Source organism: Mycobacterium sp. NGS66 (assembly GCF_059812225.1).
In genome coordinates this window covers 130,214-146,283 of the sequence record NZ_JCALCG010000009.1, presented here as the reverse complement: position 1 = coordinate 146,283, position 16,070 = coordinate 130,214, and the positions used below count along the sequence as shown (strand labels likewise).

The window sequence follows — 16,070 nt, the reverse complement described above, 5'->3', positions numbered from 1 at the left end:
GTGTCTACCAAGCGTTTTGAGCCTGCTACGCGGGCCACGCCGCCGAAGGTTGAGGGGGGCAAGGAGGCGATCCGCGATTGCCCAACCGCTCCTCAGCGATTGCCGCTGACCAAGACGCAGATCATTTTGCCGGCGGTGATGGGCGCGGGGTTTTTAGGGATGATCGCCATGATTGTGACGCAGCCGGGGCTGCGGTCAGGGCCAATGGGGTTTTTCTCGCTGTTTGTGCCGGTGATGATGATCGGTTCGTTCGCGGGCATTTTCATGCAGGGCCGCTTCGCGGGGGCGGGTGATAACAGGGCGTTGTCGCCGGCGGCGCTGGCTGAGGAGCGGCGAGAGTATTTGGCTGAACTCGATGAGGTGCGCGAACTGATTCAGCAGGATGCGCAACGCCAGTTTGAGAATTTCAGGTTTTTTCACCCGGAGCCGGCGCTGCTGCGCGGTCTGGTGGCCTCATCACGGATGTGGGAACGCAGTCCGGCGGACCGGGAATTGGGATTGCATTTCGGGTATGTGCGGGTGGGGACCGGGGCAACGGATTTGGCGAAGAAGTTGGCCACCTCGCCGCTGGGACGGGCGTCTGATTACGAGCCGGTGACCTATCAGGCGTTGAGCAAGTTCGTTCTGGCGCAGTCCAGGGTAAGTGGTGTCGCTAAACCGTTGTCGTTGAAGGCGATTCCCTCGCTGCGGTTGGTGGCTCAAGACGGGCCGGAGGCGCTGTACGGGCTGGTGCGGGCGATGATTTGTCAGGCCGCGTGTTTTCATTCGCCGAGTGATTTGAAGATCATGGTTGTCACCGATGACACCAGTCGGTGGGAGTGGGTGAAGTGGTTACCGCATTGTCAGCATGAGGAGCTGGTCGACAGTGGTGGTGCAGCCAGGATGGTGTGGACCTCGCCGCAGGACATGGAGGCCGCTGTGGGGGGAGCGGCACTGCATCAGGAGCGGAGGAATTTTGGGACCAGCGGGGGCACGGAATTGCCGCATTGGCTGGTTTTCAACGACCAGCGACGGGTCGATAGCGAGTGGGATGCGTTGACGCGCAAGGGGTCTGGTGGGGTGACGGGCGTGACTTTTGTACGCATTATTGCGGGAGGGCTTGAGGCCGATGCCAACTGAGTACACGTTGTATGTGGCCCGGGATGAGGTGCGTGATGACGCGGGCCTGTTCGCGGTGCCCGACATGATGGATGAGGCGACGGCCGAAGCGTTTGCGCGCAAAATGGCCCGGTATCACGCCGAATCGACGCCGGCGGTGCTCAGCGAGCAGGCCAGCAAGCTGGTGGATTTGTTTGAGCAGCTGGGCCACCCTGATGCGGGCGACATCGATGTGGATCGCGCGTGGGCGTCGACACGTTCGGGACCTCCGTTTCAGGACGAGGATGGGATGTATCACTGGGGTGAACGGTTTTTGCGTTTCCCGGTGGGACGTGACATGCAGACCGGCAAGCCCGTCGAGTTGGACTTCAAGGAGACCCATGAGTTTGAGGGCATGGGTCATCACATGGTGATTGTCGGGACGACGGGAAGTGGTAAGTCGGAGTTTTTGAAAACCCTTGTCACTTCGGCCTGTCTGACGCATTCTCCTGAGGCGCTGAACATCGCGTTCTTTGACTTCAAGGGCACCAGCACCGCTCACGCGATCGCCGGTTTCCCGCATGTGGTCGCGGCGATGAACAACCTGCGCAATGACTTGTTGTGGCTGGAGCGCATGGGTGATGTCATTTACGGCGAGCTCGAGCGGCGCAAACAGATGCTGGACCGTGCGGCGGTGGGCGACGTCGCCGAGTATGAGTATCTGCGCATACATAAGGGCAAGAAGCTTCGGCCTATCCCGCATTTGCTGCTCATTGTCGATGAGTTCACGCAGATGTTTGTGCAGCATCCTGAGTCGAAGGCCGTGGTGGATGAAGTCGGTCGGCAGGGGCGCTCGCTGGGGGTGCGGCTGGTGATGGGCTCGCAACGGCTAGGCCATGAGATGTCGGAAGGCACTTTGGGCAATATCCCGATCCGTGTGGTGCTGCGCACGGTGGGGGATATGGACTCGCGGATGTTGATCGGCAGTAATGAGGGTAACCATCTGCCGGTCAAACCTGCTGGGGCTGGATTGCTGAAGGCGCCGGGGCGGGAGCGGTTGACGCGGTTTCAGACAGCTTATGTGTCTAAGAGCTATGTTCGCCCGCAGCCGGCGGTTGCTTCAAGGGTGCGTGCCGGTGCGGACTATTCGGCGCCCCAAGTGTTTTCGGTGACCGGGATGGATCGGGTGCCCGACGTGGCGGTGACGGCGGCACAGGAGGCGGCCCCTGAGGCCTCGCGGCTGGTCATCGGGGCCGATGGCCGCGCCGTCAAGCAGGTTGATGCTGCGCGAATGTCGTTGGCGCGTCACCGGTTTGGGTCTGTGCGACCGATGTGGCTGCCGCCGTTGACGCCGCTGCCTGTCGACGAGTTGGTGCGGCGGTTACGGGGTAAGCCGTGGGATAGCGATTACGGCGCTAATGAGGATGTGTCGGTGCTGCGGTTCCCGGTGGGATTGGAGGACAGGCCGTTTTTCCACCGTCAGGTGGTGTATGCGCCGAATTTGGCCGACACCAACTGCGCGGTCGTGGGGCAAGGCAATGCCGGTAAGACGGTGGCGATCGCCACGATGATTGCGGGGGCTGCGCTGATGTATCGCCCGGCGCGGGTTCAGTTTTACGTGCTGGCGTTTAGCGGCCCGGATCTTAATGTGGTGGAAAGGTTGCCCCACGTGGGCGGGTTCGCCCGCGAAACCGACCCTGAGCGTGTCAAACGGATCGTCGCCGAGACGCTGCTATTGATTGAGGAACGCGAGCAGACGTTTGGTGAGTTGGGGTTGACGCTACAGTCATTTCGGTCCCGCAAATTCGCTGGGGAAGCCGGTGCGTTACCGGCGGGCGACACGTTCGGCGACGTCTTTTTGGTCATTGACGGGTGGGCGCCGTTTCAGGAGCGCTTTGAGAAGCTGGTCGCTGATGTGGTGCGGATCTTGGAGAAGGGCCCGCGCTATGGGGTGCACGCGATCATCTCTGCCAATGGGTGGATCGCGGGCAAGTTCGTTTCAGGGATGCAAAACCTGCTGACTAGCAATGTGGAGTTGAAGCTCAGTTCGGTCGATGACATGACGAAAAACGCTGCAAGCGTTGCCAAGAAGGTTCCCTGGGGTGACACCAGTGTGTATCTCGATGAGGACGATGAGGACGAATCCGGCGATGAGGAGCGCCAGGAGACGGTCAAGGTGCGTGGCCGCGGCACGTCGATGGAGGGCTTTCACTTCCAGACTGGGCTTCCGCAGATGAGCATGGACGGACACGTCGTCGACGTGGCTGCGGGGGTGGGGCTGATCGTCGCGGCGGCCGGACGCGGCTCGGCGGCAACGCAGGTGCGGATGTTGCCGCGGCTGATCAGCTTGGATGAGGTGTTCGCAAAGTGGGAGGCGCGTGGTGCAGGTCCGCGCGGGCAGGTCCCGTTCGGTATCTCTGAGGTGCAGCTGGTGCCGGCGGTGGCCGATTTCGCCGCTAGCCCGCATCTGCTGTTGGCCGGGCGCCCGGAGTGCGGCATGTCGACTGCGTTGGCGACGTTGGCGCACTCGGTGATGCGGGTCTACACACCCGAGCAGGCTCAAATCTATGTTGTGGACCCGTTTAACGACCTGTTACAGGTGGTCGAGGGGGATCACCTCGGGGAGTACGTCTTTCACGAGGACCGTATTCGGGCGTTGGCCGACAGGTTAGGCAGCGAATTGGAATTGCGTAAGCCGTCCGGTGATCTCAGTCAGGCGGAGTTGGCCGCCGAGTTGGCCGGCGGGCGCCGCCGGTGGACGGGACCTGAAATCTTCGTTTTCGTTGACCGTGAAGAGGAGATTCAGCGCTACGACCGGGGCGGGTATCAGCCAGGCACGGGCTACCCGCTGGCGCCGCTGGTGCCGTTCGTGGCTCGCGGCAAAGAGGTCGGCTTGCATTTGGTTGTCGCGCGTCGGCTTACGCAATGGCAGCGCGCGATCAACTCTCCGCTGGTAGGTCAGCTGCTGCGGGGCGGCACCGCCGGCATTGTGATGGATGGTGACCGCGGCGAGGGCCCGATCATCGGCGATACCAAGGCCGAACAGTTCAACCCGGGCCGTGGCATTTATGTCACCGACACGCTGGTGGCTCCGGCGCAGATCGCGGTTCCCAGTGCGTAGGCATCGCTCTATGCACTGTCAAATTTTGACTTCCTTCCTTTCCCCGCCCGCCGAGCTGCCAGGAAGAGGAGGTGGTTGCGCGATAGCGAATAGTTTGGGATCGGGAGCCCTATGGTGGCCGGTTGCTCTCTTACATTTTTCCGCGCATGCCGAGGACCTACGGGGCGACCGCCTCGACAAGCATGGTCGGCCCGAAGTGACGGAGTCGTCCGGGCATGAGTCCGGCGTCGCGCATCAGAGCGTGCACCTGTTGTGGTGAGCGTTCCCGCCCGCCCTCGCATTGGATGAGCATGAGCACATCAAGCATCGCTGTTAACGCATTCGGCAGGCCTGGTTCGTGGTGCAGGTCGATGGTGACCAGCTTCGACCCGGATGGCATCGTGGAGCGGACCCGCTTGAGGATGTCGCGACACGCATCGTCGCTCCAATCGTGCAGGATCCACTTCATCGTGTAGACGTCAGCGCGAGCGTCCAGTTGACCAAACAGGTCGCCTGTGCGGCGCTCGATCCGGTCGGCCAGCCCCCGCTCGCGCAAAAATTCACCAGCCTGGTCGATGACCTCGCCGGAATCGAGCAGGATGCCGCGCGCATTGGGCCGATGTTCGAGGATGGCGGCGAGCAGGTGCCCGACCCCGCCGGCGATATCGCAGATGACCCCGCGCCTTGGCCAGGGGTACGCCCGCACGACGCCCGCGATGTCGAAATCGGTGAGCTGGCGCATCGCGTCGGCGAATGCGGCTCCCATATCTGGTCGATCGCCGAAGTAATCCCACATCGACTTGCCGAATGCCCTTTGGTAGCCGGACGGCTCAGGACCCTTGCGCAGCTGCGCATCAAGGTGCCCATAGGCGGCTGCGGTGTCGGGATCCGCATAGTAGGTAACCCAGGAAGCGATCGATTTGGGGTGGGCCCGGCACAGCGGCGCACCAACCCTGGTCAGGCGGGCCCGGCCCTTACGGTCGAACTGCACCAGCCGCGCTGCGGTCGCGGCGTTGACGATCCTGGTCGTCACGTCGGGGTCCAACCCCAGCTGGCGGGCCAGTTCGAGCGGGTTATGTGAATCGGCGCCGAAGGCGTCGGCTAGCCCCGATGAGACGAGCACGCCCGCGATCTTGGTCTTCTGCAGCCCGGACACGACGTCTAAGAACAGCGCGACCTGTCCTGGCACCGCGGCATCGGCGACATCCAGCAGGCGGCGGCGAGCACCGAAGATGGTGCGCGCGACCGACAAAGGCACTGGCGGGAACGGCAAGCGCATCGGGAGGCCTACCGCCGATCCCCACGACGATCAAGCAGGTCAGCCACGCCACCGCAGCTCAGAGCTCCACGCTGGTCCGCCGAGGCGAAGTGGATATCAACAAGACCGCCGCCGCACAGCGGCAGACGAAGCTGCCCGCTGGTTGTCGTCCAACCCTTGATCAGCGCAATCCACAAGGCTCTATCTACCCTCGTTTCGAGCAATTTCAGCTTGACCGCCTCGGGTCAGCGCCGCGGGTGTAAGCGTAACTGGAAGTCGGCGGGTTTGAGGGTCAGGGTTTCAGCGATCTTGAGGCGATATCCGGGTTTGGGCTCTAGGTCGTATTGGTGCAGGATCGCGGCCAGTGTCAACACGATTTCGTGCAGGGCGAATTGGCGACCTATGCAGGCTCGGGGGCCGGTGCCGAAGGGTTTGTAGGTGTGTGGGGGCAGTGCGCGTATGTTCTCAGGCAGGAACCGGTCGGGGTTGAAGCTACCGGCGTCTGAACCCCATGCGGGGGAGCGGTGGGCGGCCAGGAGGACAACCGCCACCCAATCTCCTTGCCGGAAGCTGTATTTGCCGTTGCCGAGGGTGGTGTCGTGTCGGGCCTGACGGTAGTAGCCGGGGGCTACGGGCCACAGGCGCAGGGTTTCGTCGACGACTCGTCGCAGGTATCTCAGCTTGGCGATGTCGTCGTATTCGATGGTGGGAAAGTCGGAATCGGGCCACCGTTGGTCGACCTCAGCTTGGGCTTTAGCAGCCACATCCGGGGTGGTGGACAGGTAGTGCAGCGCGAATGAAATGGTGTTCGCCGAGGTTTCGCTGCCGGCGGCCATCAGCGTGAGGATCTGGTTAACGACGTTCTCGGGGTCGAGTTGTTCGCCAGTGTCGGGGTCGGCGTTGTGGAGCATGATGTCGAGCATGTCCTGGGGCTGCCCTGTGGCGGGATTGCTGCGGCGGCCCGCGACAATATCGTCGACCAGGCCGCGGATGAATTGCTTGTCTGCCAAGTGCTGTCGCAAGCGCTTTTTTCCGAAGAGTTTGTCGTAGAACGGTATGGGATCGACGCGCATAGCGCGTCGGGCGTAGCCGAGTTCACGTGTGATGGCCGCACTGAAGCGCGCATTTTCGCTGGGGTTGCTGAGGTTGCCAAAACAGTGGCCCAGTCCGGCACGCGCGATTATTTCGACGGTGAGCAGGTGGGCTTGGTCGGGAATGTCGATCCAAGATTCTTTGGCGCTCTGAATATTCCATGCCTCGAGTAGTTCTCGCACGGTGCCAGTCATGGTGTCGTGATAATTCTTCATGGCTGCTTTGGTGAACGCTGGCATCAAGATGTTGTGGGCCTTGTGCCAGTTGGATTCGTCGTTGTAGGCGGTAAACAGGCCGTCGCCGAGCGTGAGGCGCAACTTGTCCACGAGTGGTCCGACATGTTTTTGCCATAGGGTTTCGTCATTCACCTCCTCGATCAGAGCGGCGTCGGCCAGCGTGACAGCCGAGATAGCGAAGATGCGTTGCTCAAAGATTCCGCCTTCGGATCTGTTCAACTTCTCGGTCGTTCCCAGTACGGGGCTCGCGAAGTCGATCGTGAGGAGATCCCCGAAGATAGGGAGCCGAAAGGGGGGGTGCGGGATCGGCGTAGCAGTTGCCGGGCTCATGCTGTCGGGGTCGCTTCCCTGCGGGCCGCAGATGCCGGGCTGTCCTCAGTGACACTGTGGGCCGCAGGCCACCACTTCGCCAGTGCTACTAATTCGGCTGCTTCCTGTTCAAGGGTTGCCGCTCGCGAGGCAACTATCCGCCCCGAGTCGACGTCGAGGGGTTCTAGCGTCACGCCGGCCGCTTTGGCTCTGGCGGCGTGAGCCAGGCGAAGGGCTGCCAGAGCTGCCTCGTGCTCGCGCGCCGGTACCGCGTTGAGCTCGTCGAGAGAGCGGATCAAATCAAGGTTGGGTATTTCGCGGTAGTAGGGCCGCAGTCGCAAGATGGCGTCGCGGATCTCGACGACGGTGTGGTGGAGTTGTAGCTCTGACTTTCGGCGTCCGGGTTCGTCGACGTCAAGGTCGAAGACGCATTCTGGCACAACGGTTCTCATGGCCTGTCGCAGCGGCTGCAGTTTGCGCCAGCTGCGGGTGACAGGATCCAGTCCAAGTGAGCTCAGCAGCTTCATCGCCAATGGGACAGCAGCGATCACGAACGGGGCCAATATTCCGAAGAACAGGCCGGCGGCATGAGACTGCTGCCGGTAGTCAGCGGTGTGTGTCCAGCCAAGCTGGTCGAAGATCTGCAGGGCGGCCTCTTGAAGCACCGCCCAGACGCCCACGAAGCCCATCAGCAGCGTGCTGAACGCGATTAATCGTTCCCGCCGGCTGCTGGCGCTCCGCAGCTCCCGCAGGGAATTCCATATCATGCGCGTCGCCAGGACCATCAGCATGGTGGTCAAGCAGCTCAAGGTTGTCACCGAGTCCCAGCCGGTCAGCAACTCAAGGGGTGTGTGGGTGATTCGAGCGCGGCTACCGCAGATGAGGAATCCGGCCATGAGCAGCACGGCTGCTAGGCGGTAGTACCGGTGCGTGCGGCGGGTTTCGGCTTCGGAGAAGCCCGACCACAACAGGCTGAACCCAATGAACTCGGTGAAGCTGTAACCCAACACCGCGGTTCCCAGTTGCCACGCGCCGGGTGTAGTCATGAAGGATGTTCTGACCAGCATCTGCTGCACGAGGTGCTCACGCAGGACCTGCGCAGCCAGCAGGAATGCCAGCGTGTTGTTGAAGTACTTCTCATAGAGGTTGTTGTTGCACCATCGGTAGCGCCCGAGCAGCACCAGCGTCATGAATGCGATTAAGGGCCAGGCGATGAAGCCCGGGACAGTGGAAGCGCTCACCGGATCAACGGCGGAAGAAGGCGGTGCGCATCATGGACTTCTGATCGGCGGCTTCTGATGCTGCGATCATCAGAATGCTGGCGAACAACTCGGCCTCACGCTCCTGGTCGTTGGCGTAGTCGCTGCGTCCCAGCACGGCGTGCACGGTTTCAGGATCAATGTTCGGCAGTAGTTGTCGGCACAGTTCATCTTGGCGTGCCTTATCGGTGCTGGCGGACTGGGTCCGGCCGTGATGTAGCAGCATGTGCCCGATCTCGTGACACACGATCTGGTCAATGTGGTAGTCGGAGGTGCCGATTTCATGCAAAATCAGGTCCTCGTCGTCGCGAGCTAACCATAGACCGCAGGGGCTTTCGGCTAGGGCCGCTGTGTCGGTCGGGATGAGTTTGATTGCGCGACCCCGCGTTTCGGCCAGGTTTGCGACGAAGGTTTCGCGATTCCAAGGCACCGGGATCGGCAACTCGCGTGCCATTGCGATCATGTCTTGGTTGGACATCGACATTATTGCTGCTCGCTTTCTGGGGCGACCGGAGGCAGCTGTTCGAGCTGCCGCGCGTGATCGACCATGGCTGCCAAGCTGGTGAGGGCTTGCGGGGTTAGGCCCGAGGCGCGCATAGCCAAGTCGCGGACCCCGCTGTCGCGTAGTGCTTGCAATAGGTTGAGCTGCGCGTCGATCTCGGGGTCGATACCCGAATCGATGAGGTAGGAAGCGGGGACTCCGAAGAACGTCGCGATTGCGCGTAGGTGCTGCACAGTGGGATTGGTCTTGATGCCGCTGCGCAGCTGCCACAGATAGGCCGGGCTGATCGATACGCCGGTTTTCTGGGTGATTGCCTCCGCCGCGGCGGCGTTGGATAGTGCCGGCGCGTTGGGATTGCGCATGATCTCGAACAGCTTGTTCAGCTTCTGGGACAGCTCGGATTTCTCCGCATCCTCGGTTGAACCACTCGCCGTCAATGCACTCTCGTTTCGTATCTAGCCAGCGGACGTGTACTGATGTTACTACGGGGTGGCGGCCCCTTTTCGCAGTTCACCCAGGACGTTTCAGTCACGAAACGCACCAGTCGTTTATATCAGTACACGTTGCGGAATCCGGCCGATACGGCTATAAATATCCGCATGGTCGGCGCTGTCCCAGCTCACGCCGTGTCCGCAGGGCATGGTGACTTTGGGGGAATCTTGGGTTGCCGTGTTGCCCAGCGTTTCTGGGCGGATCTAGGCTGCCAGGCGAGTCGGCGAGTGTTGAAAACGCTGGGAGGGTCTACTGATGTTGTTGGTTGACACGGCGGTTGTTGCGGCACAGGGCGCTGGCGAGGCGGCGGGGGCTGCGGTCACCGCGGCCACTCTTGCGGGTGTAACTCCGGCGCTCGCCACGCCGTTGCCCATGGGTGGTGAGGAAGTGTCGTTCATGCTGGCGCAAGCCGCCGCCGCGCATGCTGCACAGTTCCTGGCGGCTACCGGCGTTGGGGTGGCTCAGCGGGAGCTCTTTGCCGCCACCGCCGCGACGTCAGCGGCAGGCTACATCGCGATGAATGCGTTCAGTCAGGCTTCGCTGACCCTGTAGGGCCATTGATGTATTGGGGGATACCGCCAGAGATCAATGCGTTTCGGCTGACCCGGATGGGGGCGGGCCCGACCGCGCATGTCGCGCAGATCGCGGGGTTCACCACGGCGGCGACGACCCATTTGCAGCAAGGCACCCAGCAGGCGGTGACGGCCGTGGCGACCAGCGGCGTTTTCCAGGGCAGCGGGGGTACGTCGATGCTGGCTTCGGCGCTACCGGCGGCGGCGTGGATGGCCGCGGCGGCCGCGCACGCGACTACGGCGGCAGCGACGATCCAGGCCGGTGTGGATGCCTATGTGGCTGCGGTGTCGGCCACGATTTCGCACGAGGTGGTGGTGGCCAACCGGGTGCGTGAGGCAGCGCTGGAGGCCACCAACATTCTGGGCCAAAACACTCCGGCGATTGCCGAGGCGAACGCCGAGTACGCCGAATATTGGTCGCAAAACGCGTTGGCGATGATGACCTACCTAGGGGTGGCCACCGGACTGATGGGGCCCATGGCTACCCCGCTGCCTGTGTTGCCGCAGGTGAGTGATCCGGTGGGGGCCCTTCCCGCTCTCACGACGGTGGCAGGCTTGGCTGGTCAGGCCGTGGGGCTGGGTTTTCAAGTGGTGAATGCCGGGTTCAACGCCGGGGTGAGCGGGGCCAGTGCCGGTGTTGCGGCGGTCCCGGCCGCATTGGGCGCCGGGTCGGGTGTGTCGGCGGCGCCGGCGCCGACCAGCGGTCCTGCCCCGCCGGCGTCCGAGCCGGCACCAGGTGTATCGCCGCAGCCTGCAGTGCCTGCGCAGCATTCGTTGGGCGGCGTACGTCAACCCATGGGCGCGGGCCAGGCGGGGCCTGCGCCAGTCCAGGGCTCGCTGATGGAGTCCGCGCAGCCGATGATGGGGATGCTCAGTCAGGGCCCCCAGATGGTTTCGAGCGCGCTGAGCTCCTCGGTGTCGCAGCTGGAGCAGATTCCGTCAGCGTTGGGCGGTCAGCTGGGTGGGCTGATGGGGCCGCTGACCTCGCTGGCTGGCGGGATGAGCGGGGGGACGCCTGGGTTGGGGGCCGCCCCTGGACTCAGTGCCGCCGGCTCCCCCTGGTCGGGGCTTTCTGGGGCAAACGGCGGGTTCGCCGGCGGTGGTTCGGCGGTGTCGGCGTCGTTGACTAAACCCTCGGCGGGCGCCGTGATGGGGGGGCCGGTGCAGTTACCGGCGGGCTGGTGGGCGCAGCAAGGCGACCATGCGGCGAGTGAAGCGCCGATGGCGGGGTTGCGTAGCGGGGGTGCCGGCGGGCCAGCGGTGATGGGGCCGGGCATGTACGGGCCGCTGGGTGCCGCATCGGGCGCCCGGCGCGGCAGCGAGTATGCCGACGTCGGTGAAGCCGACAAATCGATCACGGTGGCACCGACTACCCACCGGGTGCCCGTTCTTACCGCAGAAGGTGTGGTCTACACCGGCGGGCAGGGAGGGTAGGCCCCGACGGGAGATCGGAGCGGACCCGAACCTAGAACACGTGAAAATCAACTATTGATAAGGAGATTCAAGCAATGACTCAGGCGTTGAATGCTGATTGGACGCAGCTCTTGTCGGCGGCCAGCCAGATGAGAACCATCGCCGGCGACGTTCTTAGCGCGTTGGGACGCTACTCCATGATGAACCAAAACCTCACTGGCACAGGGTTCATCGGTGATGCGGCGATGGCGTCGATGGCCACCACTGAGGACATCCACAACACCGGCCGGCAGGTCTCGCAGCGTTTCGAAAGCGTCATTGAAACCATGGAGGCTTCCGCGCATCAGTATCAGGAAATGAACAACCAGAACCGCGCGGCGCTGGGCAACATTCAGTCGGTGTAGCCAGCGCCACCGTAACTGCGACGTACAAGGAGATTTTCTTATGGACAATATGCGTTATGACCATGCCATGATGTCTGATCACGTGGCCGCTCAGGCCAATTTGGTGGGCCACATGAATGACCTGCGCACCCAGGCACTCAACGTGGTTCAGCATGTGTCAGGCATCTGGACCGCTCACGGTTCCAATGCCGCCCAGCAGTGCTACCACGAGATCGACCAAGCATTTCAGGCAGTGTTCGCCACCATTGAGCGCCACGGCGCGGCGGTCGGGCATGCCTCGGTCAACGCTGGTATCACCGACGGTGGGGTAGCGGCAAAATTCCGGGGTCTGTGACCACCCTGGCAGCATCGGCGCGGCTGTCAACCACCTCAGAGGGGCTGTGGTTGGCGGCCGCGCTTGCCGGCGTGGACCAGCTGCCCCCCGTGCTCAAGGTCCGCCCGATCGGTGCGGCGACAGACACCGTGACCGATCACCCGGGAGTAGCGGTTCTTGAGGCGGCCGGTGTGTGCAGCGACGGGGCCGCGGATCCGGATGTGGCGCGCTGGCTAGCAGTGCTGGGCCGCCCCGACACGGAAGTCGACGTGCTGATACATCGGCCCGAAACAGCCGCTACCGCCTTGTGCGGGCCCCCGCGGCCCTTTGAGGCACCTGCCGACGCCATCGAGGCCGCCGAAGCGCTGGCCGGCTGGCATGCGCAGCGCCCGCCGCAGCGGGCGGTCGCGCTGTGCCGGCGCGCCGGGATGTGGGTAAGCGCGGCGCGGATCTGGCGGGCAGGACGGGACGCCATTGACGAGGTCGTCATTGGCCCGTTGGGGGCCACGTCGATCACCGACGCGGTATGCCAGGTGCTCGGCGCCAGCCCGCCCGCACGTTTTCACGGCATCAACGTGGAAGCCGCCGTGCTAGAGCCGTTGGTGTTGGCCTGGCAGGCCAACACCAACACCGACATCGTCGCGGCGCTGAGTTCGGCGGGATTGTCGGTTCCGCAGGCTAAGGTGGTGCAGGCCATCGGCGATGCCAGCGCCACGCGCGCCGTGGTGAGGGCCGTACAGTTCAGCGTCGACGGACCCTGTTGGGCGCCGCTGGCTGTCACCGTGGTGGACACGCTGCTGGGCCGGGTTGTGTTGAGCAACACCGAAGGACCTGACGGGCGGCAGTGGACGACAATTCTGCAGGGCGCCGACAGTGCTGTGGTGGCCGCCGTGGAGGAAGTGCTGGAAAGCCTGCCCTGCGGCAGTGGTTGGCACACACATCAGCGCGTCGCAGATTTCTCCGCAAACTAATGTGGACTCGCCGGTAGACGGACAAAAATGGACGTTGTTACGCTCGCGCGTGTGATGAAACAATATGGTGTTGACGGCAATTCAAATACAGGTGTGCCGCAATGAGTTCGCATCGAGAGCGCGACTTTTTCGATGACCTGGCCGGCCCGATCCAGCAGGCCAACCCGGCCGCGCCCTCGCCGCAGCCACCACAGCAGCCGTCCCGCGAAGTTCACCCGCGGCGCCCGCCGGCCCGCGCGGCGGCGGATTCCGTTGCAGCGCAAGAAAACAACGCGGAATCTGCGACCGTTCGACCGGCGGGACCGTGGCCAGCGGATGTGGGTGCCCCGTCGAGACCAGCCGATTATCCGGGCAGCGCGGCCCCTGCGGCGGGCAGTGCAGCACTGTCGACACCGCCGCCAGCACCTCGAGACGCCGAGCGCCCCGCGCAGCGCGATACCGGGCTGCGCCCACCCGAACCCGTGCGCGAGCCCGTTCCCGGGCAGCACCCCCCCGTATGGGGTGGCCCGAGCAGCGCACAGCCCGCCCCGCGGGGCGAGCAGTCCGGCACCGCAGCTGCCACAGGCCAGCCGCGCCAACGGGACTCGGCACGCGGGGATGCGCACACCTCAAGTCCTCAGTTGCTACGCGAAGCGCTGCGACCCTCGGATCTTGTGGCCCCTCCCAAGCCGGCCCCCTCGCGCGGCTGGCGAAAAGCGTTGTATCAGTTATCGTTCAAGAAGATCAACGTCGGGCGATCAGCCGACGAGCGCCAGGTCTTTGACCTCATTAGCGGTGTCGGGACAAATCTGCGCGGCACCTATACGATCGCGGTCCTCGGCGGTAAAGGCGGGGCGGGTAAGACAGTGATGACCGCGGCGGTGGGGTCGATGTTTAAGGTGCATCGTCCCGATCCTGTGGTTGCCATCGACGCCGACCCTGCCCAGGCGGCTAACCTGGCGGCGCGCGTCGATCCGAAATCGGCGTCGGTGCGCGAGATTAACGCCGACACGCAGTTGCTGCGTTACAGCGATGTTCGCTCCTACGCCGGGCAGAACAAAGCCGGTCTGGATGTGGTGGCCTCACCCCGTCATTCCGGTGGTGGGGCGTCGATCAGTGCCGAGGAATTCGCGCACGCACACACGGTGCTGCAACGCTTTTACAGTGTGCTGCTGGTGGATTGCGGTGTGAATTTGGAAGATCCGGTGATGCCGGAGGTTTTGGGCCGCGCGGATGCCATCGTGATGGTGGCTTCGGCGGTGCCCGATGGGGCTGTGGGCGCCAACACCAATTTCGAATGGCTTCAGCAAGCGGGTTATCAGCAGCTGCTCTCACGAATGGTTTTGGTGATCAACCATATTCGCGGCTCGACTAGCCGCAGAGAGCGCAGGGCCACTCGTCAGCTCGTGGAGACGTTGGTTGAGCATTTCGGCCGTTGGGTTGCTCCGGAGCGGATCTTTGTGATGCCCTATGACCCGCATATCGCTACAGCGGGGATTGTGGAACTTGATGCGCTCAAACCGGTCACGCATCGCCGGATTTTGGAAGTGGCCGCGTCGTTAGCGTCGGGTTTTTCAGCGACCGCGGACAAACGCTGATGGGAACTGCCCTCGGTGAATTGCGAGCCAGCGCTCCGCGGGTGTGTCGGGTGGCGCTGCTGGCCGGACCCGACACGCTGATCGATTATGCGTTGCCGGCCGCGGTGCCGTTGATTGCGGTCATTGAGGACTTGATTCCGCGGGTCAACGACATTTTGGGTAGCCGCGGTGTCGCTGCGTTGGATGACAGCCTGAGTTATGACCTGTGTCGCTCGGATGCGCGGCCGCTGGATCCGCAGGTGTCCCTCGACGACGCCGGCGTCCTTGATGGTGATTTGCTGTGGCTGGTGCCCAGGGAGGCCACCGAACGGTTCGAACCGGTTGTTGAGGAGGTGTCCACGGCGCTGGCGGTATCGGCGCGCGCCCAGTTCAGCCAGGTCGATGAGGCCACGGCCCGCAGGGTAGCTGGGGGTTTGTGTGCGGCTCTGCTGGTCGCGGCCGAAGCGATCCTGGCGCGGCTGTGGTGGCAGGTTGGCGGCTGGGCGCCGGCGGCGGTGTCGTGGGGGCTGGCGGGCGCGTTAGCGGTGGGGGCGTGGCTGGCGTCGCGGGCGCGCGGCGAGCAACGCCGGCGTGCGGCAGACGGATTGGCGTGCTCGGCGCTGATCGGCGCCACATTCGCAGCGGCGATGAGCGTTCCGGGGCATCCCGGCAGCTGGCATCTCTTCGCGGGGATCGTCACGTTGTTGTGTGGCGCCGCGCTGCTCACGATGGCGACCGGCCGGTATGTGACGATCCTGTCGGCGCTGGTCGTGGTGCTGGGCGGTGCCGGGCCAGTGGCGGCCATTCATGCCAGCGGATGGCAGGTGCGTCCTGAGCACATCGCGGTCACCGTGTTGGCCGTCATGCTGGTGGTAGTCACGTTGGCCACCAACATCGCGGTGGTCGGCGCCGGCATTCCTGGCCCCTGGTTTCCGTCGAGAACTAACCGCAGGGTGTTTGAGCATCGTCAAGGCGCGGCGCGTGACACCGTTTCTCCGGTGCCTGCCGAGGCGGAGTCCGCCGAACAGATTGCCGCCTGGGCACGTCGGGGTACGCAGATTGTGACCGGCCTGCTGGGCGGGTGCGGCGTGGTGACGGTGGTGGCCGCCGGTTTTGCGGTGATTCCGGGGCGCCCAGGAGGATGGCGGTTCTTGGTTTTCACCGCTGCGATTTGCCTGATTTTTGTGTTGCGGGCCCGTTCGTTTGTTGATCGCTACCAGGCGGCGGCGCTGGTGGTTTCGGCGGTGTTGGCTGCGGCGATGGTGATTGGGCGCTACGCGATGGCGCCCAATCCCGCCTCGGTGAGCGCCGCGCTGGTGGGTGTGGCGGCGCTAGCAGGTTTGGTTGTCGCGGGTTTCGTTGCCGCACTGGTGATTCCAGGGGCCCGTATCAGCGCCCCGGTGAACCGTGCTGTGGAGGTCAGCGAATATTTCGTGCTGGTCTTTGTTTTTCCGTGGCTGCTGTGGCTGCTCAACGTTTTGTCGCTGGTCCGCAACCTGGTGCACGGATCTTGAGC

Annotated in this window: 14 protein-coding genes; 9 read left to right on the top strand and 5 right to left on the bottom strand. The window is 63.7% G+C overall.

The window, feature by feature from the left end:
* On the top strand, positions 1-1,119 hold the full coding sequence (locus AC5Y2L_RS17580) for a hypothetical protein (RefSeq protein WP_499936962.1): 1,119 nt from the start codon (positions 1-3) through the stop codon (positions 1,117-1,119).
* Positions 1,109-4,198: a type VII secretion protein EccCb gene (gene eccCb, locus AC5Y2L_RS17575; protein WP_499936963.1), complete on the top strand. Its 3,090-nt coding sequence runs from the start codon at positions 1,109-1,111 to the stop codon at positions 4,196-4,198. Before AC5Y2L_RS17580 ends, eccCb begins: the two co-directional genes overlap by 11 nt.
* Positions 4,199-4,355: 157 nt before the next feature.
* On the opposite strand, the gene AC5Y2L_RS17570 is transcribed toward eccCb, so the two are convergent.
* The 5 genes from AC5Y2L_RS17570 to AC5Y2L_RS17550 all read right to left on the bottom strand — a co-directional run bounded on the left by AC5Y2L_RS17570 (position 4,356) and on the right by AC5Y2L_RS17550 (position 9,195).
* Positions 4,356-5,435: a methyltransferase gene (locus tag AC5Y2L_RS17570; protein ID WP_499936964.1), complete on the bottom strand. Its 1,080-nt coding sequence runs from the start codon at positions 5,433-5,435 to the stop codon at positions 4,356-4,358.
* A 245-nt stretch (positions 5,436-5,680) separates the two neighbouring features.
* Entirely contained in the window at positions 5,681-7,093 is a 1,413-nt protein-coding gene (locus tag AC5Y2L_RS17565) for a cytochrome P450 (RefSeq protein WP_499936966.1), read from the bottom strand.
* The gene (locus AC5Y2L_RS17560; RefSeq protein WP_499936967.1) at positions 7,090-8,313 is read right to left on the bottom strand and encodes a DUF6545 domain-containing protein; all 1,224 of its coding nucleotides are present in this window, start codon (positions 8,311-8,313) and stop codon (positions 7,090-7,092) included. Before AC5Y2L_RS17560 ends, AC5Y2L_RS17565 begins: the two co-directional genes overlap by 4 nt.
* 4 nt (positions 8,314-8,317) lie before the next feature.
* Positions 8,318-8,773 (bottom strand): hypothetical protein, encoded by a 456-nt coding sequence (locus tag AC5Y2L_RS17555; protein WP_499936968.1) that lies wholly within the window; start codon positions 8,771-8,773, stop codon positions 8,318-8,320.
* Positions 8,774-8,814: 41 nt separating this feature from the next.
* Positions 8,815-9,195, bottom strand: a complete 381-nt coding sequence (locus AC5Y2L_RS17550; protein WP_499937154.1) for an XRE family transcriptional regulator — start codon at positions 9,193-9,195, stop codon at positions 8,815-8,817.
* A gap of 385 nt (positions 9,196-9,580) precedes the next feature.
* On the opposite strand from AC5Y2L_RS17550, the gene AC5Y2L_RS17545 reads away from it, so the two are divergent.
* From AC5Y2L_RS17545 to eccD, 7 genes are all read left to right on the top strand, one after another.
* Positions 9,581-9,877 carry a PE domain-containing protein gene (locus tag AC5Y2L_RS17545; RefSeq protein WP_499936970.1) on the top strand — a complete coding sequence of 99 codons (297 nt, stop codon included), beginning with the start codon at positions 9,581-9,583 and terminating at the stop codon, positions 9,875-9,877.
* An 8-nt stretch (positions 9,878-9,885) separates the two neighbouring features.
* Positions 9,886-11,331, top strand: a complete 1,446-nt coding sequence (locus AC5Y2L_RS17540; RefSeq protein WP_499936972.1) for a PPE domain-containing protein — start codon at positions 9,886-9,888, stop codon at positions 11,329-11,331.
* A gap of 74 nt (positions 11,332-11,405) precedes the next feature.
* Positions 11,406-11,714 (top strand): hypothetical protein, encoded by a 309-nt coding sequence (locus tag AC5Y2L_RS17535; protein WP_499936973.1) that lies wholly within the window; start codon positions 11,406-11,408, stop codon positions 11,712-11,714.
* 40 nt (positions 11,715-11,754) lie between these two features.
* The gene (locus AC5Y2L_RS17530) at positions 11,755-12,048 is read left to right on the top strand and encodes a WXG100 family type VII secretion target (RefSeq protein WP_499944213.1); all 294 of its coding nucleotides are present in this window, start codon (positions 11,755-11,757) and stop codon (positions 12,046-12,048) included.
* Positions 12,045-12,998, top strand: coding sequence for an ESX secretion-associated protein EspG (locus AC5Y2L_RS17525; protein ID WP_499936976.1), 954 nt, complete (start codon positions 12,045-12,047; stop codon positions 12,996-12,998). The genes AC5Y2L_RS17530 and AC5Y2L_RS17525 overlap by 4 nt, the downstream gene beginning before the upstream one ends.
* 653 nt (positions 12,999-13,651) lie before the next feature.
* Positions 13,652-14,575 (top strand): MinD/ParA family ATP-binding protein, encoded by a 924-nt coding sequence (locus AC5Y2L_RS17520; protein ID WP_499936977.1) that lies wholly within the window; start codon positions 13,652-13,654, stop codon positions 14,573-14,575.
* Positions 14,575-16,068, top strand: coding sequence for a type VII secretion integral membrane protein EccD (eccD, locus tag AC5Y2L_RS17515; protein WP_499936978.1), 1,494 nt, complete (start codon positions 14,575-14,577; stop codon positions 16,066-16,068). Before AC5Y2L_RS17520 ends, eccD begins: the two co-directional genes overlap by 1 nt.
* The last annotated feature ends 2 nt before the right edge of the window (positions 16,069-16,070 follow it).